The 22011-nt window shown below is 48.2% G+C and carries 14 protein-coding genes, 1 tRNA gene and 1 riboswitch; of the genes, 10 read left to right on the top strand and 5 right to left on the bottom strand.

The window, feature by feature from the left end:
• The first annotated feature begins 209 nt into the window (after positions 1–209).
• Positions 210–1571, top strand: a complete 1362-nt coding sequence (locus NC994_RS18380; protein ID WP_190435925.1) for a hypothetical protein — start codon at positions 210–212, stop codon at positions 1569–1571.
• A gap of 59 nt (positions 1572–1630) precedes the next feature.
• Positions 1631–2548: a histone deacetylase gene (locus NC994_RS18375; RefSeq protein ID WP_190435922.1), complete on the top strand. Its 918-nt coding sequence runs from the start codon at positions 1631–1633 to the stop codon at positions 2546–2548.
• 430 nt (positions 2549–2978) lie between these two features.
• Here NC994_RS18375 and NC994_RS18370 read toward each other — a convergent pair whose 3' ends face one another.
• Positions 2979–3131, bottom strand: coding sequence for a hypothetical protein (locus NC994_RS18370; RefSeq protein ID WP_190435919.1), 153 nt, complete (start codon positions 3129–3131; stop codon positions 2979–2981).
• Positions 3132–3285: 154 nt separating this feature from the next.
• A riboswitch (cyclic di-GMP riboswitch) is annotated at positions 3286–3370 on the bottom strand.
• Here NC994_RS18370 and NC994_RS18365 point away from each other — a divergent pair.
• The 4 genes from NC994_RS18365 (at position 3364) to NC994_RS18350 (ending at position 8194) form a co-directional block, all read left to right on the top strand.
• Positions 3364–3792, top strand: coding sequence for a hypothetical protein (locus NC994_RS18365; RefSeq protein ID WP_190429744.1), 429 nt, complete (start codon positions 3364–3366; stop codon positions 3790–3792). (Overlaps the previous riboswitch by 7 nt.)
• 274 nt (positions 3793–4066) lie before the next feature.
• Positions 4067–4531 carry a tRNA (cytidine(34)-2'-O)-methyltransferase gene (locus tag NC994_RS18360; protein ID WP_190411980.1) on the top strand — a complete coding sequence of 155 codons (465 nt, stop codon included), beginning with the start codon at positions 4067–4069 and terminating at the stop codon, positions 4529–4531.
• 860 nt (positions 4532–5391) lie between these two features.
• A complete protein-coding gene (locus NC994_RS18355) occupies positions 5392–7995 on the top strand; it encodes a peptidoglycan DD-metalloendopeptidase family protein (protein ID WP_190435914.1) in 2604 nt (867 codons plus the stop codon).
• A gap of 126 nt (positions 7996–8121) precedes the next feature.
• Positions 8122–8194: transfer RNA gene (locus NC994_RS18350), tRNA-Met, on the top strand.
• A 71-nt stretch (positions 8195–8265) separates the two neighbouring features.
• On the opposite strand, the gene NC994_RS18345 is transcribed toward NC994_RS18350, so the two are convergent.
• Positions 8266–10350 (bottom strand): amylo-alpha-1,6-glucosidase, encoded by a 2085-nt coding sequence (locus NC994_RS18345; protein WP_190435911.1) that lies wholly within the window; start codon positions 10348–10350, stop codon positions 8266–8268.
• Between the two features lie 145 nt (positions 10351–10495).
• On the opposite strand from NC994_RS18345, the gene NC994_RS18340 reads away from it, so the two are divergent.
• Positions 10496–11101, top strand: coding sequence for a peroxiredoxin (locus NC994_RS18340; protein ID WP_190411983.1), 606 nt, complete (start codon positions 10496–10498; stop codon positions 11099–11101).
• A gap of 83 nt (positions 11102–11184) precedes the next feature.
• Here the strand turns inward: NC994_RS18340 and NC994_RS18335 are convergent, their stop codons facing one another.
• A complete protein-coding gene (locus NC994_RS18335; RefSeq protein ID WP_277881133.1) occupies positions 11185–11649 on the bottom strand; it encodes a tetratricopeptide repeat protein in 465 nt (154 codons plus the stop codon).
• A gap of 195 nt (positions 11650–11844) precedes the next feature.
• On the opposite strand from NC994_RS18335, the gene NC994_RS18330 reads away from it, so the two are divergent.
• Positions 11845–12387 carry a peroxiredoxin gene (locus NC994_RS18330; protein WP_190435908.1) on the top strand — a complete coding sequence of 181 codons (543 nt, stop codon included), beginning with the start codon at positions 11845–11847 and terminating at the stop codon, positions 12385–12387.
• Positions 12388–12457: 70 nt separating this feature from the next.
• Here the strand turns inward: NC994_RS18330 and NC994_RS18325 are convergent, their stop codons facing one another.
• The gene (locus NC994_RS18325; RefSeq protein WP_190435905.1) at positions 12458–13063 is read right to left on the bottom strand and encodes a hypothetical protein; all 606 of its coding nucleotides are present in this window, start codon (positions 13061–13063) and stop codon (positions 12458–12460) included.
• Positions 13064–13359: 296 nt separating this feature from the next.
• On the opposite strand from NC994_RS18325, the gene NC994_RS18320 reads away from it, so the two are divergent.
• Both NC994_RS18320 and NC994_RS18315 read left to right on the top strand, forming a co-directional pair.
• Complete coding sequence (locus NC994_RS18320) at positions 13360–14808, top strand: efflux RND transporter periplasmic adaptor subunit (protein ID WP_242032539.1); 1449 nt, start codon at positions 13360–13362, stop codon at positions 14806–14808.
• A gap of 100 nt (positions 14809–14908) precedes the next feature.
• The gene (locus tag NC994_RS18315) at positions 14909–18157 is read left to right on the top strand and encodes an efflux RND transporter permease subunit (RefSeq protein ID WP_190435902.1); all 3249 of its coding nucleotides are present in this window, start codon (positions 14909–14911) and stop codon (positions 18155–18157) included.
• Positions 18158–18316: 159 nt separating this feature from the next.
• On the opposite strand, the gene NC994_RS18310 is transcribed toward NC994_RS18315, so the two are convergent.
• The gene (locus tag NC994_RS18310) at positions 18317–21775 is read right to left on the bottom strand and encodes a GAF domain-containing protein (protein ID WP_190435899.1); all 3459 of its coding nucleotides are present in this window, start codon (positions 21773–21775) and stop codon (positions 18317–18319) included.
• Positions 21776–22011: the final 236 nt, after the last annotated feature.

Here is a 22011-nt window from a genome sequence, read left to right as displayed (position 1 = left end):
ACTGGCTGAATCCTGCGCGGGTAAGAGATGCTATGCAAAATTTTGCGATCGCTTCTAAATCTACCTTGAGCAGGTTTCGTCATACACTCTATATTGGTTCTCAGTCCGCGCCAGCGGGCTTTGTTTAAAAGTTCTCGCAACTTCTACTTCCTTGCTTCTAAAGTAGGGTTGGCATAGCTGTGATTTAAATCGCCAGGTATGGTAGCAATATGTTTACTCTTCCGATGAACCTGTTATTTCTTCCTAACCTGGATCTATTTGTTTACCACCTGAGAAACGGCTTGGGAGACGATGCAGAGCAAATCAACCAAAACCAGCTCACGTTTTGGGATAACTTCCCGTTAGAATTGCAAAGAATTCTTGTCGCTGCTGACGATTCAAATTATAACGATCCAGAATATTTAGAATTATTGCGCCTAGCGGGGGAAACTGAAGCTTATTATACTTTTCAAGCTCGCACTGAAGGATATCCAGTCAAAGGCTTTTATTATCCCGTGCGATTTAGCGATAGTTATGGGCTTTTGTTTAATTGCCATATTAACGATCGAGACTATCTGCAATCTTTTAAATGCTTTCCTACCCTCAAACATCTTGCTGCTGATAAACAAGGCAATCTTGGAAAAACCTGGATCGTGTCTGGGATTTTGCCTCGAAACTGTGAAACCCCTTTAGAATGTCTCGCCCAAGAAGCTTACGAAACTTTGAAGTTTGGGAGATGGAAACAGCAAAAGCCAAGCAAAGGAAAATTTTTAGGGGCAACCGTTTTTGAAGTGTGGCTATCTCCCCAGCGTTGGGACATGGAAGAGAATCACCATGTTTTGGTTATCTTTTATCCCGATGTAGCCGCCGAAACTGAAGCTGCTAAATATTCTGAGGTCTGGATGCAGTTGTTTTACTACCGCAATAAAATTATTTGGTCTTATTGTGAAGCTCAGAAACTCAGACAGCAATTGCAAGAGAATTTCGGCTATATTTTTCAAGCGGGTGAAATGCTCAAGCAGCTACCGTTAAAAGAATTGCAGAGAATTTTAGAAGTCAATATAAAAATATTGTCCCAGTATGCTTCAGACTTAAATCATCTAGAAATTCAATTGCACGCGATTGAAACCTATCAGAAAAAATACCAAGAACATTTAAATTACCTGCTTCAAGAAGCTAGCAAATATGGAGAAACCGAGCTGGATTTTCTGGCACAATTTAACCAAATAGTCAAGCAATACGAAATTCAAATCCAACAAGATCGTGCCAGCTTTAGCCCTGCATTGAGAGTGCTAGAAGATGTGATTAACACGATTCGAGGCATCGTCGAGATTGAACAAGCTAAGCGCGATCGCAATCTGGAAAATATTATCGCCGCTGCCAGTCTGGGAGTGGGAACCGCCTCAGTCGCCGCCTCTGCTTCCTCGGCGCTGGTAAAAGATTTTACCCAGCCTTACCCTAACCAAATCGACAACCAACTATCCGCAGTCATCCCCTTGGCGAATCTGGTTATTGTCATCTTGTTCAGTATTGGTTTAGGTTGCCTGGTTAGTGGGTTTGCCTGGAAAATTTTGCGATCGCGTAGCGTCTGAGGAAAATTGCCTCGGAAATCCTCTCTTCCTTTGCCGCTTGGCAGTTCAAAATTTTAAATATGGACTTGCCAATTATTTACCACCCGGATTATGTCGTACCTCTCCCAGAAGGGCATCGCTTCCCCATGCCCAAATTCAGCAAACTCTACGAAATGCTCTTAAGCGATCGCGTAGCGCATCCAGAGCAAATTCATCCGCCCGAACCTCCTCCACTAGCGTGGATAGAACTCGTTCACACCCCAGAATATGTCCGAGCATACTGTGAAGGCACCCTCGACGCCAAAGCCCAGCGAAGAATCGGATTGCCCTGGAGTCCCGCATTAGCAAATCGTACCTGCGTGGCAGTAGGCGGTACGATTCTCACCGCTAAACTGGCACTCAGTCACGGTTTAGCTTGCAATACTGCGGGGGGTACTCATCACGCCTTTCCCGGTTATGGTTCTGGTTTCTGTATTTTCAACGATTTAGCCATTGCTGCCCGCGTGCTTCAACATCTGGGACTGGCGCGCCAAATCCTGATCGTGGATTTAGATGTCCATCAAGGAGACGGTACAGCGGTTATTTTCCAAGAAGATAGCAGCGTCTTTACCTTCTCGATGCACTGCGAAGTTAACTTTCCCGGTACCAAACAACAAAGTGACTTAGATGTTCCTCTACCGATTGGGATGGAAGATGACGCCTATCTGCAAACCTTGGCAAAATATCTCCCAGATTTGCTGTCACAAGTCAAGCCGGATCTCGTTTTATACGATGCTGGGGTCGATCCTCATGCTGGCGATCGCTTGGGCAAACTCGCCCTCACAGACACCGGAATCTTCCGTCGGGAAATGCAAGTTTTGAGTACCTGTGTGGCACTCGGCTACCCAGTCGCCTGTGTGATTGGCGGGGGTTATGCTGACGATCTTGACTCCCTCGTTTATCGGCACTCCTTGCTACATCGAGCCGCCACCACTGTCTATCATCAGTACCAACTTTGATGCCAGACTAAGGGCAGAGGAGCCATTTCGTCTTCCTCGATACACTTTTTAACGGTAGCGGTATCCCGTGTCCGTACTTCGTACTCACTCATCTGAGGAAAAACCCCTTGCTATCAAAAGGCTTTGAAATTGAAATGTATACCGGCACCCCCAATGGTGACATTGTGGGTTTATCCGATCGGATTGTGGCAGACCTAGACGGGTTCATGCGGGAGCCGGATAGCCGCAACGTGGAATATATCACAGAACCCTTTTATTGTTACGACCGATTATTGTGTGCCTTGCTACGCCCTAGACGGCAACTCCGAGAGTATCTAAAACGCCTGGGAAATTACACCCTGATTCCGGGGAGTACGCTGTCTTTAGGCGGCAGCGATCGCTTCTGGCGATCTGACCCTAGCAATCCTTACCACGACTACATTGAGAACACTTACGGCACCAAAGTTGTCACCGCCAGCGTCCACATCAACATTGGCATCAGCGATCCCGAAACCCTGATGCGGGCGATTCGCCTTGTCCGCCTAGAAGCACCCTTATACCTCGCTCTCAGTGCTTCTTCCCCGTTTTTGGATGGGAAAGCCACTGGCTATCACTCGACTCGCTGGGGACTGTTTCCAAAAACCCCAGCCCGCGTCCCCTTATTTGAAAGCCACGCCCACTTTATCCAGTGGACGGAAGCCCAATTAACCGCCGGGACAATGCAAAATGTCCGCCACCTCTGGTCATCCGTGCGACCAAATGGCAACCAGCGCCCCTACGACCTTAATCGCCTAGAACTGAGAATTTGCGACCTAATCATCGATCCGGTTGCCTTGTTGGCGGTTACAGCCTTGCTAGAAGCCCGACTTTTGCAGTTGATTGATGACCCTAGCCTCGATCCCCTGGAAATGAGTCAATTGTCTTCACAAGACTTAATTACCCTGACTGACGCCAACGAAGACGCCGCCGCCCGTCAAAGTTTGGATGCAACTCTGAGACATTGGCAAGACGGCAGACCGATTCTGGCGCGAGATTGGATTGAAGAAATAACCGGCGAAGTTTGGGATCTGTCTAAACAGATGGGCTTTCGCTGTTTCTTGTCACCCCTGAAAAAGATTCTCCGGGAAGGAAATTCGGCTCAGCGATGGTTAAATCTCCAAAACCAAGGTTTTGACACTTCCAGCGTGATGATTGACGCCATTCAAGCGGTGGCAGACCAAGAGCGCGAACTGGAAGACAAATTGTGCGAGAGCCTAGTTGCCTGAAGCACTTGAAGGATCGAGAATGAAGCTTGAAGCCAGAGAATTATCCTAAAGCCTTCATTCTTTATCTTCGATCCTTCCTAGCCCCTGATTTCTTTTTTTGCCTTTTTATGGCTTAATTTATTGGCTAAAAAGAATCATTCGGGAATTAGAATATTTAATCAATTTGATCTGGGTGAGTCATATAACAAATATGTATAGGTTCATGTCTCTTTGGGTATAATTTGAGTTTCCAGCGTGGATTTTAGTGTTAGAGCCAGAGTAATTAGTAAGTCTCATGCCGTTTGTTGTTCTCTACAAGCCGCAAATTCCGCCCAACACCGGCAATATTGCCCGTACCTGTGCTGCCACTGGGACGGAATTGCATTTAGTCGGGCCGTTGGGTTTTGACATTAGCGATCGCTATCTGAAACGTGCCGGTCTGGATTACTGGCCCTACGTCAATCTGCACCACCACATTGGTTTAGAGGATTTTCAGGCATTCCATCAGCAGCGAGGGGGACGATGGATTGGCTTCAGCGTTTCGGGAAGGGATAACTACTTGAAGTTCGAGTTTCGGGCAGATGACTGGCTATTATTTGGTAGCGAAACAACTGGATTACCTCCAGAAGTTCTCGCCCTTTGTGCCAATACTGTCTATATTCCAATGTCACAGCCGCACGTTCGGAGCCTGAACCTTTCTGTTAGTGCCGCAGTCGGTTTGTTTGAAGCGCGTCGCCAACTGGGGATTTTGTCCTCCTGAAGGAGGCAAACAAGTCCTTTGCTCATTGCGTGTTATCAATCTTTAGTCAGGTGTTCGCAGATTGAGTTAAAGGTTAGAAATTTGGTTTGACCTTTTCTCTAGGAATCTCAAACGTGTTAACCGGCAACTGTTTGTGACCATTTCTGGCTGAGCTTTCCCTATGACTTCTTGCTCAACACTCGGTGACGAATGACTCTTTTCCCTTTCTTGAGAGAGTTTCTTTTACGTCCTTCAGCTATCTAGAATACCGAATGAGCGCGGCTTAGATAAGAAATTTCTATGAACAACAGAGTAACAACGGGAAATTGATTGATAGATTTTTTTATCCAAAATCTTTCAGTGCTGAGCCTCTAAAACAACCTCGAATCAATCTTTAGGAAGATTTTTAGTAAATATGCGTCGGTATGCTCTATGCCATTTGTCAGAGTTTTCTCCATGATTCTACGGTTGTTATTCAAGGCAAAATCAGCTTAAAGTCTCATGTTGTAATGGATCAACAGCAGGATGCCAACAACGAAAAAGTTGTTTTCTCAGTCTTCCGGAGTAAAGCAAGTCAAGCAAGTATGTTCCAATATGCACGCCTTAGAAAGGAATACACCATTGACTTGCCAGCTCTTGACAAAAGGCTCCTGATTAACGCAATGATGAAGTCTTCAGCAGGGTGGGTCAAATGTAGGTCGTGCATGATTAAATTTTCCCAGTCATGTAAACTTGTCTAAATCAAAAAAGCAGGGTAATCTTGCCTAGGTATGATTACCGGCAGTGATCCTAATCACTTTTTGATGTGATTTGTCCCATTGACTGGTAAAAAACAATCATTCAGGGACAGTTAAGCGCTCGTCATAAGTAGGAGGTCGTGTTTGAAACGCCCATTCACGCACAAGATTAAATCAGTTCCTTCCTGTGCAGCAGACAAAGATGCGAAAGCGAATCTGTCCGCAGGAAAGCTTTCCGGGGGAGAGTCAGGTTTATTGAAGCCAATTTCTCCAGAGGTTAACCGTCGGGCTCGCACCTCTGCCGCCATGATTGGATTGGCAATCTCAATGGGCACCTCCAGCCTATTGCTGCCGCAACAAGGCGATGAAGCAAAGGCAGCCGATCCGGTCGCCACTGAGCCGACTGTTACCAACGCTCCTGCTGCAACAGATATTGCTGTTGCCGCTCCTGCCTCAAAAGTGGAGCCAGAAACAACTGCTTCAGTCGCAGCAATAAAGCCGGAATCCAAATCTGTCGCTGCTTCCCCAAAGGTAGTAGAGCCGGAATTCACATCTGAGGCCGTTTCCCCGAAGGTGGAGCTGGACGCTAAAGCAGAATCGAAACCAGCACCGCGCGTTATCGAACACAAGGTGCAGCAGGCACAGACAATTTGGCAATCGTCGAAGAACTATGGGGTAGAACCTGCCGCGATCGCCACTTCCAACAACATTAAATCCAGCTCAGCTCTTCCAGCTGGACAAGTGGTGAAAATTCCTTCAGCGAACGGTATTGTTCACGAAGTGAAGCCGGGCGATACCGTCGAAAAGCTATCAGAGTCTTATGGTGTTCGCCCGATACAGGTGCAGCAATCATCTGGAGCGACAACATCGGATGGACTGCCGGTGGGTCAATCAGTCACGATTCCCGGCAACGTAAATGAGCTATTAAAAGCAAGACAAGACGCTGCCATGAGCCGCTTAAAGGAGCAGCGGAGCCGCTTGCAGAATAGTCTGGCGGAGTTGCGGTCTGAGGAGACGACAAAAGCATCTGCTGGTCAATTAGAAGTCACTGAACCAGCCCAAATTGATAACTCTGAAGCGGCTGAGGTAGAAATAGCTGCTCCTAGAGTGCAAATTCCGGTCGCAGTGCAGATGCCAGGGGAAAACGCCCCCAATCAGGTAATCAACCAAGTACCGTCCGTACCACGCAATATCGCGGTGCAGATGCCAGGGGAAAACGCCCCCAATCAGGTAATCAACCAACTACCGTCCGTGCCACGCAATATCGCGGTGCAGATGCCAGGAGAAAACGCCTCCAATCGGGTGATTAACCACCTCCCATCGGCACAGGCACGGGAATCGCTAGAAGCATCCCCGCAGGCGATAGGGGTGAATGAAAGCGTACCAATCCCAGTACCGACCGCGACCAACCAAGCACTGCCAATCCAGACAGTGGCACCCGCACCGATTGCCGTCGTCGAACCTAATGGGGTAACGGCAGATGTTTACCAGGTCAAGGCGGGAGATACGGTGGATGCGATCGCTCGCATTCACGGCGTTTCCAGAGGAGAACTGCTGCGGATAAATCAGTTAGATAACCCGAACATGATTCGAGTGAATCAAGCACTGAAAATCCCGAAAAAACAGACTGTAACTGTAATTCCTGGTTTGAACGCTGCACTTAGACAATCCAAGTCTAATGTTGCTGTACCGAATCTCTCCGTTCCAACTTTGCCAACGGCTGTTCCCTTACCCGTCGCAGCAACACAGGTACGGGTGCAAAGTAGTGCTAACGTACCTATCGTCAAACCAATGTTAGTAGCGGGTAATCCGTTACCCATTGCCACACCCGCTGCCACACCGATTGCCGAGAGGAACCAAACTCAGTCTGCTGGCTTGAAGCAAAACTCTGAGTACAGCACCCAGATTGAGAAACTACGGGAAGACATCATCAAACTAAGGCAGCAGTATCGTACCCAGCAAAACGGGGATACCGCTAACTCACAGAACGTTCCGGTTGCTAACATCTCGGTGCCAGTAACTCCCGCATTCGAGCCGGTTGCACCTGTCGTCAACAAACCGTTGCAACGTTCTGAATACTCGACTCCGATCAATCCAGAATTCAGCCCAAATCGTTATAACGAAGCCGTACAAGCAGAAATGCAAAAGCGGCAACGGCAACAACAGCGATCGCAGGCGGCAATCGAAATCAAAGTGCCCCCACCTGCTGCACCACGGGCTAGAACCCAGAAGCCATTGGTGGCAGCAGCGCCCTCCGGAGCGGACACTTATAACCCGACACTCCGGCCCCCCTTCGGGCAACAAGTTGCTCCAGAGTTACCGCCCCTCCCTGGTCCAAATCCCTACCTGCCAGATAGCCAAATCCAATTCAATGGCTACATCTGGCCCTCAAAGGGCGTTTTGACCTCTGGTTATGGTCGGCGCTGGGGACGGATGCACAAGGGAATTGATATTGCGGCTCCGGTTGGCACACCCGTCGTGGCGGCAGCTCCTGGTGTCGTAGTCTATGCACGCTGGAATTCAGGTGGTTATGGAAATCTGGTGGACATTCAGCATCCGGATGGCAGTTTGACTCGCTATGCCCACAACAACCGGCTCCTGGTTCGCGAAGGCGAAGCAGTTGAGCAAGGTCAGCAGATTTCTGAGATGGGCAGCACCGGACGCAGCACTGGACCTCACCTTCACTTTGAGTTGCATCCATCTGGAAAAGGAGCTATCAACCCGATAGCTTTACTACCCCGACGCTAAAAAAAGGCAAAAGACAAAGCAAAAGACAAAAGAATATATATTCTTTTGTCTTTTTTCTTTTCTTGCGTGAGGCATAGCAATAATCACGCCAGTATGCTAGGATGATAAGGTTGTTCAAGAAAACTTGGCTCTGTAGCTCAGTGGTTAGAGCAGGGGACTCATAAGCCCAAGGTCGCAGGTTCAAATCCCGCCAGAGCCATTTTAAAAGTTATGAAAAGCTAGGACTGAAGAATGAGTAGGCTTGCGATTGTACTCATTCCTCGGTGCTAATCAGTCAGAGTAGTGCCGGATGAGTTCGGCAACAGACCAAGCTTGAGCGATCGCTCCTTGAGCTGCATGAGGCGGATCGCCATCAAAAATTTCCGAAACCGAACCCAGGCAGGCTGAGGACTGCAAGTGTTCAATCATCGGCTGCCAATCAAAAGGGACGGGTTCTGAATCGTAGAGGCGCTTCCAGGCTCGGATAAAGGGGCCAATCAGCCAACTCCAAACCGTACCTTGGTGGTAGGCGCGATCGCGATATTGAGAATTCCCAGCATACGTCCCCACATAGCGGGGATCGGCGGGGTCGAGACTGCGGAGACCGTAGGGTGTCACTAAGCGATCGCCTGCTACCTTGAGGACAGACCGCCCTTGCTCGGTAGGAAACCCGCAATGATAGAGCGAGAGCGCCAAAACTGCATTCGGACGAATTGTGGGGTCTCGCACATCATCCGGTGCGATCGTATCGTAGAAATATCCCAGCGTCGGATTCCAGAACTTTTGCAGCGATCTCTTCACCTGTTGCGCCTGCTGAATATAGCGTTCTCGCTGGTTAATCCGCCTCTGTGAATTCGCGCCTCCTTCCCTTAATAACAATTCTGCCCATCGGCTAGCCCAGCACAAAGCAGAGTACCAGAGAGCATTAATTTCTATAGGTTTACCCCGACGAGGCGTTACCGGCTGACCATCAACCACCGCATCCATCCAGGTAAGCGCCACTCCTGGCGCATCCCAGGTAACTAGCCCATCCGTGGCATCAATCCGGACATTGTACAGGGTGCCAGCCATAAAGCTTTTGTAAATCTGCCGCACCACAGGATATTGCTGAGCCAGAAAATCCCAATCCTGCGTTGCTTCTAGGTAAAGACCCAAAGTTTCAATCCACCACAGCGCAGCATCGATACTGTTGTAAAATGGCTCAGCTCCAGTATCTGGAAACGCATTCGGAATCAAACCATTCCGACAATAGCGCCCAAAAGTTTCCAGCAGTCCCTTCGCTAACTCATAGCGCCCAGTCGCTAAAGCTAGTCCTGGTAGAGCAATTAGCGTATCGCGTCCCCAGTCATTAAACCAGGGGTAGCCAGCAATCACAGTCGGGCCAGCAATGGAAGCGCGGTAGACAATAAATTGATCGCCTGCTCGCAACAGATGCTGCCAAATATCATTGACAATGTCATTGTCAATGTCATTGTCAATGGTTGAGGGTTCGTTGCCATGAACCCTCAACAAGGGACGGCGAAGCGCTTTCAGTCGTTGTTGCTCAACCTGCACTGCTTGCTCAAAGTCTAGGGAACTGAGCTGTGATTGTTTGGAGTTACATAATCCCACTTTCGCTTCTAGGGTGAGGGAGTCTCCCGGTTGTAGGGGTACTGTCAGGTATCCAGGGCTGTAGAGGTCTTCCTTGTCCCCCAATCCCCGCCGCTTCTCTTCTGGATAGTAATAATGCCAATACCAAACGGTGTCTGGTTGATAGCGACCCTTACTCCAGCGCAATTGCCAGGGAGTCCCAGTCCAGTCAGGACGCATCCCTTGCAAGCAAATTTGCTTTTGACCGACTAATTGCGAGAAGGACAATCCGGAAGCGCCGGATTGCTGGTGGTGAAAGTCGCGATCGCCAATTACCGGGCGTAACCTCAGCGTAGCCAACTCAGTGCCTTCATAGCGGTACTGAATCAAAATCCGGTGACAAAACTGGGGAGTACCTACTTGCTCAGTCTCCTTCCCGCTACTTACGCTCTGTGAGCTACTTTCTACTAAGCCATAGGGCATCACCAGCTGCCTGCTTAGCTGCCAGTTATCTTCACCCCAAACCCAACGGGGAAAGGGGTCAATGTCAAAAGAACGCAATAACTCGTAGCCCAAAGGGTCAATTTTTCCATCTATCCAGAAATTTGTCCCTAGTGCAAATACCCGTCCTCCTACATCCAAACTGGCATCCAGGTGAGACAGTAATAAAGTGCGCTGACTCGGCGGATCGAGGGCGGCAATTAACCAACCGTGATAAGTCCGAGTCCGAGCATCACAAACCGTTCCACTGGCAAAACTTCCTAACCCGTTGGTCAGCAGCCACTCGCGCGTATCCAAATTCTTCATTCCTACTCAAACTCGTTATGAGTATGATATAGTTGTTACAGTTCGTAAATTAGCTGTCGTTGCGTCTAGGGTAGACCTCAACTAGATTACCCTTGACTCAGCACGAGTCAATGCAAAATCTATTCCATTTAAGGAGAATCTATTCATGACCCACCACACAGAAGGCTGTCTTCGGGTTGGACAAACCGCCCCGGACTTTACCGCAACCGCTGTGGTCGATCAGGAATTCAAGACCATCAAACTGTCTGACTATCGTGGCAAATATGTAGTCTTGTTCTTCTATCCTCTTGACTTTACATTCGTTTGTCCTACAGAGATTACAGCTTTTAGCGACGCTTATTCAAAATTTCAGGATCTCAACACTGAAATCCTTGGTGTCTCTGTAGACAGTGAATTTTCCCACTTGGCATGGATTCAGACAGACCGCAAGTCCGGCGGCGTCGGCGACCTAAACTATCCCCTCGTTTCCGATATTAAGAAAGAGATTAGTGCTGCTTTCAATGTCCTCGATCCAGAGGCAGGCATTGCACTCCGGGGGCTGTTCATCATTGATAAAGAAGGCGTGATTCAGCACGCTACGATTAACAACCTGGCTTTTGGTCGCAACGTCGATGAGACTCTGCGGACGCTGCAAGCAATCCAGTACGTACAAACTAACCCCGACGAAGTTTGCCCCGCTGGTTGGCAACCCGGTGACAAGACGATGGTTCCCGACCCCGTCAAGTCAAAGGTCTTCTTTTCTGCCGTCTAAATTTCTGGTGTCGAGTTAGTTTCAGAACTGATTCAGTCGTCAATTAATCAAAAACCCCAATACATTTGATGAGATTTTTCCTATCAGATGTATTGGGGTTTAGTTTTTGATGCTTGCGATCGCGTTAAGTCCTGTAACGCTGCTTGCACGATATCTAGATGCTGGTGATTGTATGCGATCGCTTTTTCATAGTCTCCCAAGGCACGGTAAGCCTTTTCCAGATTGTCCAAAGTAAGGGCTTCAGACTGTTGATTGCTGATTTGCCGCGAAATGTCCAAAGCTTTTTCGTAAAACTCAATCGTTTGCTTATATTCTTCTAAAGAAAAGAAAACTACGCCCAAATTTCCTAAAACTGTCCCTTCTCCCTGAACAAAGGAATTTTTCTTTGCAATTACCAAAGCCTCCTTATAACAATTGATGGCTTGCTCGTAGCCACCCAAAGAATAGTAGGCATAGCCAAGATTTGTAAAAGAGGCTACTTGTCCCTCAGGATCGCCAGTTTTCTGTGAATCTGTGAGTAAATCCTGATACGTGGGTCTTGCGCCCAGTGATGTTACAACAAAATTCAGGGACTTCTAATAAAAAGAAGTAATCCGTCAGTTTGAAAGTTAATCGCATTCCTGAAATGGAGATGGGAATTTTGTTAGGGATGAAGAATGCGATCGCTCTCCATGATTCGCCCCCGTTCGCAAAAAAGTAAAGAACTATTACAATTACAGCAATAAGACCAAAATGATATACCGATGCTGACATCTACTGACTTTAGCGGACTGTTAAATCAACGCTTCTTTGAGAATTTCTTGCCGATTCCAGCAACCAGCCGTTTAGACCTGGGTGAAACGACTCCAGCATTTGAACTGCCGGACATTACTAATGGGGGTAAAGTCAAGTTATCGAATTACAAGGGAAAGCAACCTGTCATCCTTGCCTTCACCCGCATCTTCACCGAAAAGCAATATTGTCCTTTTTGCTTTCCTCACATCAAAGCGCTGAATGAAAACTACGAGCGCTTTACTAGTTTGGGCGTCGAGGTTTTGATGATTACCAGTACCGACGAACAGCAGAGCAAAACGGTTGTCAAAGACCTGGGGTTAAAGATGCCCTTGCTCAGCGACCCCAGTTGTCGGACTTTTCGAGCTTACTCTACGGGTCAAGCTTTGGGTGCGCCTCTGCCAGCCCAATTCGTACTGGATAAACAGGGAATTCTGCGCTATAAACATTTGTTCTCCTTCCTCGACCATAATGCTGAAGTGGAGAAGCTGCTAGAGACGCTCAGCGGATTGTAGATTACTGGAATTAATACTAATAAGTTGCGTTCAAGACCCTACTTTGTCTGAACGCAACTTGGGATGAGTATCAGGGAAGTGGACGAGAAACCCTGCGGAAAAGCGGCACATCGTTAGCCATTGAATTAGCCATCAAGAGAATATTTGACCGTTCTATGGTGGGAAAACTAACGCGATAAATGAAGTCATCCTGCTGCCACATCACTGAAGAAAATTCATAGGATGGCTTCTGCGTTTTTCCTTCTAACAAATATCCTCTAATATCTTTCCTTAAGGTGATGCGATCGCCTGCTGCTTTATGTTTTTCTAATTCTCGTATCGCATTGAGAGAATTCTTTTTCTCAACCGAAAAACTTCCGACTAAGCACGGTTGGGGATTACTGTAGCAGGTAAAAAGGCTAACAGTATAAGCTAACGGAGTTTCTGAGGGGAAGACGCGGACAATCAACTCAGAAGGATCTACATCGGTGGGGCCACTGAGGAGAATTTGGGACGGCAAGCGCATAATCAACCCAGGCGGTACGCTGCTTTGAATTGTCTCTAAATGGCGTGTAAATACAGGAGCGGGACGAGCCTGTACGGGTACGTTCTCGGATGCCCTAATTACTACAGTCCCAGCCACCGCCAGGACGACTGACAGAAATAGATTTTTAACCCGCAAGAATTGGTAACGCAAGGATTTGAGAGTTTGTCAAGGGTTTTAAAAAAAGCATAGCAGCTGGAATGTTGCTCAGGGCGATCGCTCGCCCAAAACCAGAAGGCAAATGCCAAAATCCGACCTTAAGGCTGACCAAGAGAACTGCCTTCGCACTTTATGATTTGTAAAGTGAACGTTTGTAAACTATCAGCAGTCTAAATAGACAGGCAGGCACAGAGCTAACCTGTTGCCTTTGCATCTCACCGCTGGACAGCCCCGCCCAAGGCGAGTCCGAACCGTCTCCTGAGTGGAACACCCAAGTGCAACTTAAGCGTATGTCTCCTGATATATCTGCTGCTCAAGCCTCTCGGCAGCAAACGAGTCAAAAATCAACAAGCCAACGGCAAAATCAAAAAATTCCCCTATTTATATTGATATTTGCTGTTTTAGGGATGCCTGGGTTGACCAGTTGTGGCATTCTGCCGAAAGCAGAAGCGGAGGCTCAATCTCCCAGAGGGCAAGAAGGGGGGCAAGGAAAACCTACACCAGTGGATGTGGCGATCGCTCGCAGCGAATCGCTTCAAGAAGATGTAAAATTTATCGGCACGACTCGCCCACTCAGAGAAGTCTCGGTGCAACCCCAAGTGGAAGGACGGCTGCTCTCTCTTAAAGCAGATGTGGGAGATCGGGTGGCGCAGGGTCAAATTGTTGCCCAGTTAGATGACACCACCTTATTGACTAGCGTGAATCAGGCGCAAGCAGAACTCGCAACGCTTCAAGCAGAAGTTGCCCGCGCCCGAACTCAGGTAGCTAATGCCCGGACACAGGTGGAACAGGCAAAAGTTGAATTGCAGCAAACACAGCGGGATGCAGCTCGACTGGCTGGCTTGGCAAGACAGGGCGCGATCGCTCAGCAACAAGCAGAATTAGCTCAAACCGAAGCTCAAACGGCTCAACAAGCTTTGCTCTCTGCTCAGTCACAGGTGAGTACACAACAGCAAGCAGTCGTAGCGGCTCAAGGCAGAGTCAAGGCGCAACAATCTGTACTGGCTCAAAGTCGCGAACGCCAATCCTATTCAGTATTAACTTCTCCAATTAGCGGCGTTGTCGTTTCTAAAGGGTTAGAACCGGGGGATTTAGCGAATCCAGGTAGTGAAATCTTGAAAATTGGAGATTTCAGCCGCGTCACAGTAGTGGTGCCAGTTTCAGAATTGGAATTGTCAAATATCCGGGCTGGACAATCGGTGCGGGTGCAATTAGATGCCTTCAAAAACAGGGAATTTCTTGGACAAGTGGCTCGCATTTCTCCGGCGGCGAATGTAGCGGCTCGTCAAGTGCCGGTAGAAGTCACGATTGCCAACCCCAAGGGTGAGATCGGCAGCGGACTATTGGCACGGGTCAGCTTTGCCTCAAATGCGTCCCAACGGGTAGTGGTGCCGCAAACAGCGCTGCAAGAAGCAGGAGAGAGAGGGAGACAGGGACAAGGAGGGCAGACACAAGGGAGGCAGGCACAAGGGGGACAGGCAAGGAGCGAGGGAGAGAGCGCTTCCAACTCCCAAGAAAATGCCAAATCCAGCAAAGCGACGGTGTTTGTTGTGACTCGTGAAGGGCAACAGCCAAGAGTGCAGGCTCGATCGGTGACAGTGGGCGATCGCGTAAATGGAAAAGTAGAAATTCTGTCGGGATTAAAGCCGGGAGAGCGATTTGTCAGCCGCGCTGGTAAGCCGCTCAAAGATGGCGAACTTGTCAGCTTAAGTGTTTTATCAGAAACCGCAAAGCCGTAGAGTTTTGAGTTTTGAGCTTTGACTTCTTAATTCAAAACTCACTCATTCACTCAAAATTCCGAATTCACTCAAAATTCAGAACTCAAAATTCAAAATAATTATGTCTGGATTTAGCCTAAGCGCGATCGCCATCCGCCGCCATATCGGCACACTCATGCTCACATTATCTGTGTTGGTGATGGGAGTGTTCTTTCTCTCCCAACTCCAAGTCGATTTGTTGCCATCTATCACCTATCCGCGAATTGGCGTGCGGGTAGAAGCGCCTGGAATTTCCCCCGAAGTGGGAGTTGATGAAATTACCAAGCCGCTAGAAGAAACTCTAAGTACCACACAAGGAGTGGTGCAAGTTTACTCCCAAACCCGCGAAGGGCAGGTGAGTTTAGACTTATTCTTTGAACCGGGAGGCAACATTGACCAAGCGCTCAACGATGCCACTGCTGCCTTTAACCGGGGTCGCAGCAGACTCCCCAGCACCATCGAAGATGCGCGTTTGTTTAAAGTTGACCCCTCCCAGCTACCCGTTTACGAAATGGCGCTGCAATCCTCTTCCCTGGGGGATGCGGATTTGCGGGTATTTGCCGATGAAGAATTATCCCGCGAACTCAGTGTAGTCAATGGTGTCGCCGCCGTCGATGTTGCGGGTGGGGTGGAAGAACAAGTGCGGGTGCAAATTGACCTGAATCGCTTACAGGCGCTGGGGGTGAGTTTGGTAGATGTGTTGAATGCTTTAGGCGATCGCAATCAGGACATCTCTGGGGGGCGCTTGCAAGGCAACGACTCCCAAACGCTAACCCGTACCGTCGGACGCTTTCAGGATGCACAGGAAATTAGCAATCTCTCCTTTGAAGTTGCTTCCTCAACTCCCAGCCCAGTAGGAGCGCAAAGCCCTGCACTTTTACCACAATCTCGCGTTTATCTAAGAGATTTTGCCGAAGTCATTGATGGTACAGAAGACCAGCGGGTATTTGTCTATCTTAATGGGCAACCAGCGGTAAAACTCAGCATTCAAAAGCAACCAGATGCCAATACTATCGAGGTGGTGGAAGGAGTTAAAAAACGCATCGAAGAACTCCGCCAATCGGGTGTAATTCCCGCAGACATGAAACTGCTACCCACCTTAGATGAGTCAAAATTTATTCGCAACTCCCTGAATGATGTCATCGTTTCTGCCATCTCCGGAGCATTACTTGCAGCCGTAGCAGTTTTGTTTTTTTTAGGGTCACTGCGACAAACTTTGATTATTTCCCTGACGATTCCCCTTTGTACTCTGACGGCTATCGTCTTGATGAAGTTTTTTGACTTGTCTTTGAATGTGTTCAGTTTGGGAGGTCTGGCGTTGGGGATTGGTCAGGCGATTGACACCAGCGTCGTGATCATGGAGAACATTGCGGAAAGCATTGGCATGACTCCAGGCACTCGGACAAAGCAACGGTTAAACAAACAAGAGATAATTGATCAGTCGATTGTCAGTTCCCAGGAAGTAGAATCAGCAATGGTTGCTGCTACAGGCGCTAACCTGGTATCTGTAGTGCCATTCTTGCTAATTGGTGGCTTTTTCTCACTACTATTTAATGAATTAATTCTGACGATTTGCTTTGCAGTCGCAGCTTCACTTTTAGTAGCTCTGACCGTTGTACCTGTTCTCACATCTCGGCTATTGGCTATCCGCTGGTCGAGTCGGGTAGGTGAGTTTCAGTTGTTGCGGCAATTTAACCGTTCTTTTGAGGCGGCAACTGGCAGCTATACTCGCACTTTAACGAGGGCGCTGCCTTATCGAATATTGATAATTGCGATTTCGGTTCTGGTTTTGGGAGGCGGTAGCTTGTGGATGGCAGGGCAAATTCCTCAAGAAATTCTGCCTCGTATTAGCACTGGTCAAGCAAATTTATCTGCCCAGTTTCCTCCGGGAACTAGCGTGGAAACTAACCGGAAAGTGATGGCAATGGTTGACGAAATCCTCACAAAACAGCCCGAAACTGACTATGTATTTAGCACAGCCGGAGGTTCTCTTTTCGGCAGTAGCACCAGTGCAAATCCCCTCCGAGGTTCCAGCTCCATCACCCTCAAATCCGGTACAGATGTCGAGAAGTTTGTCGAAAAAGTCACCCAAGAGTTAAATAAACTGAATTTAGCGGGGATTCGTCTGCGGCTCAATCCCGGTCAGGTGCGAGGTATCATCCTAACGAACTCGCCAGTGCGGGGAGCGGATGTTGATATCATCCTCCAAGGAAACGAAGATCGACCGCTGCAACAGGCAGGGCGGCAAGTGGTGCAAGCCTTGGATGAGCAAGTAAAAAGTGCAACGTTTCGACCGGATGCTGACCCTCGGCAACCAGAAGTGCAGATTCGACCGGATTGGGAGCGTGCAGAGGAGTTGGGGTTGACGACGCAAGACATTGGGCAAACGATTCAGACAGCAATCGAGGGTTCTGTACCAACGCAGTTGCAAAGAGGCAATCGCTTAGTAGATGTGCGCGTACAATTCAATGAAGAATCGGTGCAACGCGCTTCGCAATTAGAGGAGCTGCCCTTATTTGTCAATAACAACAGCTTAGTTCGGCTGGGTGATGTCGCGACCATTTCCGAAGGGCAAGCGCCTGGAGAAGTGCAGCGGATTAACCAACGACAGGTTTTTATCATTGCTGGGAGTCTCAGCGAAGGAGCTAACCTCAGCGATGCCTTTGCAGAGGTAGATCGGGTGTTAGAAAATTTGCAGTTACCTGAAGGCGTGACTGTACTTCCTAGTTCCGCAGCCGAAACCAATCAGCAGTTGCAAAATTCTCTGAAAACTTTGGGGGCGCTATCAGCCTTCTTAGTGTTCGTGGTCATGGCGGTGCAGTACAACTCGTTAATTGACCCCCTAGCCATTATTCTGACTTTGCCATTAGCTTTAGCTGGGGGAATTATCGGGCTTTACGTCACTAAAACCGCCATCGGTGCTACTGTTCTAGTCGGTGCCGTTCTGCTGGTAGGCATTGTGGTGAATATCGCTATCATCATGATCGAGCTAGCGAACCAGATTCGGGAACGAGAAGGATGCGATCGCCAAACTGCCATCATTAAAGCCGCTCCCCAACGTCTGCGACCGATTATGATGACTACCATCACGACGGTTTTGGGCTTACTGCCGCTAGCCCTGGGCATCGGGGAAGGCTCGGAATTCCTGCAACCTTTGGGCATCGTCGTCTTTTTTGGGATGTCTATCGCCACCATCCTCGCCCTGTTTATTATTCCCTGTTTGTATGTGCTGCTGCACGAAGTACCCGGAAGCCAGCAGGTACTGAAATGGCAGCGATCGCTATCGAGGAAATTTGCCCGTAAAACTTTTTCGAGCGATCGCAAGTTCTAATTTATGCTGTCTTTAGCACTCAGAGTTTAACCCCACCCCTGCTCCTCCCGGTCAACGGGAAGGAGTTCAATATTCCCTCTCCGTCAACGGAGAGGGGTTAGCGGTGAGGTTCCGAGTGTGTAGAGAGTTCGTTTTTTGGCCCAGCATCAATTGCTTCTTTCAATTTTGTGGGCGAACGGGAATTTCAATCCAGAACTCAGTGCCCTTGTCTGGTTGAGAAGAACACTTAAAGACGCCGCCGTGTTTTTCCACCACAATTTGATAGCTGATCGACAGTCCCAAACCCGTGCCTTTACCAACCGGCTTTGTCGTGAAAAAAGGATCGAAGATTTGCGCCTGCACCGCCTCTGGCATACCAGAGCCATTATCAATAATTTGAATCACCACGTTAGCAGGATGAGGGATGAAAGGATGAATAAGTGAATCGGTTTCATGCTTTATCCTTCCTTCTTGCTCCTGTATTTTTTCACCTTTTATTCTTTCTGCTTCCTCCTTCAAAAAGGTGCGGATAGTAATCTGAGCGGGTGAAGTTTTAACGTCTGATGATGTTAGGGCAGTATCTGTGTCACTTGCGTGGTGCAAATAACCAGCAGCTTCTCCCCTTTCCATCGGGTGGTTCGATCGATCCCAGTTGTTTTGCTGCTCCAGCGCGTCAATCGCATTGCTAAGGACATTCATAAACACTTGATTGAGCTGACCGGCATAACACTCAACTAAGGGCAGCTCGCCATAAGCCTTTACAACTTCAATCGTAGGAGTATTACCCTTCCCTTTGAGTCGATGTTGCAAGATTAACAGCGTGCTGTCTAAACCCTCATGGATATCCACCCGTTTCATCTCGGCTTGGTCAAGGCGAGAGAAATTCCGCAGAGACAGCACCAGTTGACGGATTCTGTCGGCTCCCACCTTCATTGACGACAGCATTTTAGGCAGATCATCAGCAATGAATTCCAAATCGATTGCTTCTGCGTGTTTGACAACCTCCCGATCGGGATGGGGATAACGCTCTTGGTATAAATGCAACAGATCGATCAAATCTTTTACGTACTCGCCAACGTGAATGAGATTGCCGTAAATAAAATTAACCGGATTGTTGACTTCGTGAGCCACACCTGCGACTAGCTGTCCCAAACTCGACATTTTTTCTGTCTGAATCAGCTGGGTTTGGGTTTGTTGTAATTCTTGGAGGGCACAAGCGAGTTGTTCTGCTTGATGCTGGGTTTGAGCGAGTAATTCTGCTTGCTGTATTGCAACTCCCAGCTGAACAGCAGTCTGGGTGACGAACTCAATTTCCGAGACATCCCAATGTCTCTTTTGCGAGCATTGATGGATACAGAGCAATCCCCAAAGGATATCCCCTTTTAGCAGTGGCACCACGAGTTGAGCTTGGACTTGAAATTGCTCCAGCAGCTCGATATGGCAATCAGTTAAGCCTGCGTTGTAGATGTCATCAACTACTTGAATCCGACCCTGTTGATAAAGTACAGCATAGTTTTGGGAAAAGTGGCGGTCGTAAACTTTGGTTCCTAAAATCGGCTTTAAAGCTGGTAATACGTCTTCTGAGACAAATTCATCATCCAGCGAGCCAGAGGCGGAATATAAGCGAAATACTGCCACTCGGTCAGCCCCTAGCAGTTGTCGGACTTCAGTGGTCGTTGCTTTGAAGATTGTATTTAGATCGAGGGATTCTCGAATCTTCGTAATTACTCCAAACAATGCTTGCTGTTGTTCGGCAGCTTGTTCTAACTGTTGTGCTTGAGCGGTAGCAGTCGCAGCGGCAGTACGGCTTTGTTCGTACAGTTCGGCTTGCTGAATTGCGATCGCGGCTTCATTTGCCAGCTGTTGCAGCAAATCAATTTCAGCAGTCTTCCATTCCCTAGGAGCTTGGCACTCATGGGCAATTAGTAGCCCCCATAGCTGTTCCCCCATGTTAATTGGGACAACTAAGTTGGCTTGAACCTGAATTTTCAGTAAAAACTCTATATGACAGGGATGCAAATCTGACTCAGCTACGTTATGAACTGCTCGAATCCTTCCTTGCTGGTAAGCAGAGGCGTACTCCTGAGGAAAGCATTCATCTTCGTATATCTCTCCCAGAATTGAGTTCCAGCTGCCTGTCACTGCTTCTACAACCACCTCCCCTTGCCAACTTCTGGTGAACTGGTAAATTACCACTCGGTCTGTGCTTAGCAGTTTCCTGACTTCCTGCACAATGCTTTGTAGGATCTTCTCTAAATCCAGAGTGCTGCGAATTTGGTCTGTGACTTGCTTGAGGACTTTGGCAAACTCTAAGGACTGTTCTAGCTGGACAGTTCGCTCTTGAATTTGATGCTCCAGGTTGCTATTGAGAGACTGCACCTGTGTGTACAGGAGATACTGCTCAATCGCCATTGAGAAGTGATGACCCAAGGCTTGAGCGAGTTCAATTTCTCCCGGCGTCCACGCTTGTGCTTGACCTCGTTTCAGTTCCCTCCATGCCTCAAAGGAATTACGAGGTTGCAGTTGTCTCCGATCCGGGTCGAAATTTCCAGCCCACAAAGTTTCCGTATCAATTTCATTACGAAAAATGCACAAGTATCCCAGAAACTGCTGACGATACTGGAGGGGGACAATCAGGATGCCCCGAATTCGAGTCGTGCGGAACGCTGGCGCGATGACTCGCAGATGAGGTTCTTTATAGAGATCCGTCACTGCCTTGATGGGATTGCAGGCAGTGTCTTGTAATTTTAAATATTCCTGCCAAACGGGATGCTCTTCAAGCGGACGATCTTTCCCGATGGCTCCTAGCATCGGTTGATCGCCGCAGGCAAATAGGATTGCTTGACTTGGATTTTCTGCCGCTATGTAAATTCTGCCCCCACAACCTTTAAAGGCTGCAACCGTTTCCGTAAGGGCTTCAGAAAGCTGAATCGTTGGTAGTGCATGGAGCAGGGTGGCGACTCGGTTAATCCGCGCTTCCCGCGTTGCTTGGGCGCAGGCGAGTTCGAGTAAGGTAGATTGAGCGATCGCAATTGAAACTTGATCTGCCACTAACTGGACGATTTGCAGTTCTTGTTCCGAAACCGAACGCGATTCAGCGTGATGCGAGACTAATAAACCCCATAGTTCCGGCTGGGTCTCCTGCGTGCGGGCATCATGATATAGAATCGGCACCACGAGGGAAGATGTGACTCCCATTGCCGTGAGATATTCAATATGGCAGGAATCTACTGGGCGATAGCGAACATCTTCCGCCTTCAAAGCAGTACCTGTCTGGGCGCAATCCAAGGAACTCAGACCAATCAACCCTGAGGAAACATCGACAATTGAGCGCTGGCGAGCTTTCAGAAACATCTCGCGGGCGTGGGGAGGAATGTCATCAGCCGGAAAATTTAGCCCTATCAAAGATGGCAGGCGATTGTTATCAATTGCCTCGGCAATCACTTCTCCACTGCCATCGGCATGAAACCGATAAATCATCACGCGGTCGGTTTCAAGCAATGAGCGAATTTCAGCGACTGTCGATGTCAAAATTTCTGGCAATTCTAGCGAGCGCCGAATCCGATTGGTAATTCCGTGTAATAAGCTTGCTTGGTCTATTTCGTGCTGCATTGTTTGCGTATTATCACTTAAGCTCATTCCCTCTATCCACCACTTTTATAAATTCAGGCATGAATGTTTTTGTATATTTCTATTCTGTAACTGAAAAGTCATACTGGGTATTCGTAAAACTATTGATCTTATAAAAGTTTTAAAATTATTGTTAACTTTAATATTTTCAAGGAAAAATAACTCAAAAATGTTGACAGTTTATATAAGACATGCTATGAAAACCTAAAAATATTTTCCCTAAAAAAATCGCTAATTCAGATTAG

Source organism: Trichocoleus sp. AS-A1 (genome assembly GCF_039962015.1).
Taxonomy (GTDB): Bacteria; Cyanobacteriota; Cyanobacteriia; order Cyanobacteriales; family FACHB-T130; genus FACHB-T130.
This window is presented reverse-complemented; position numbering and strand designations above follow the sequence as displayed.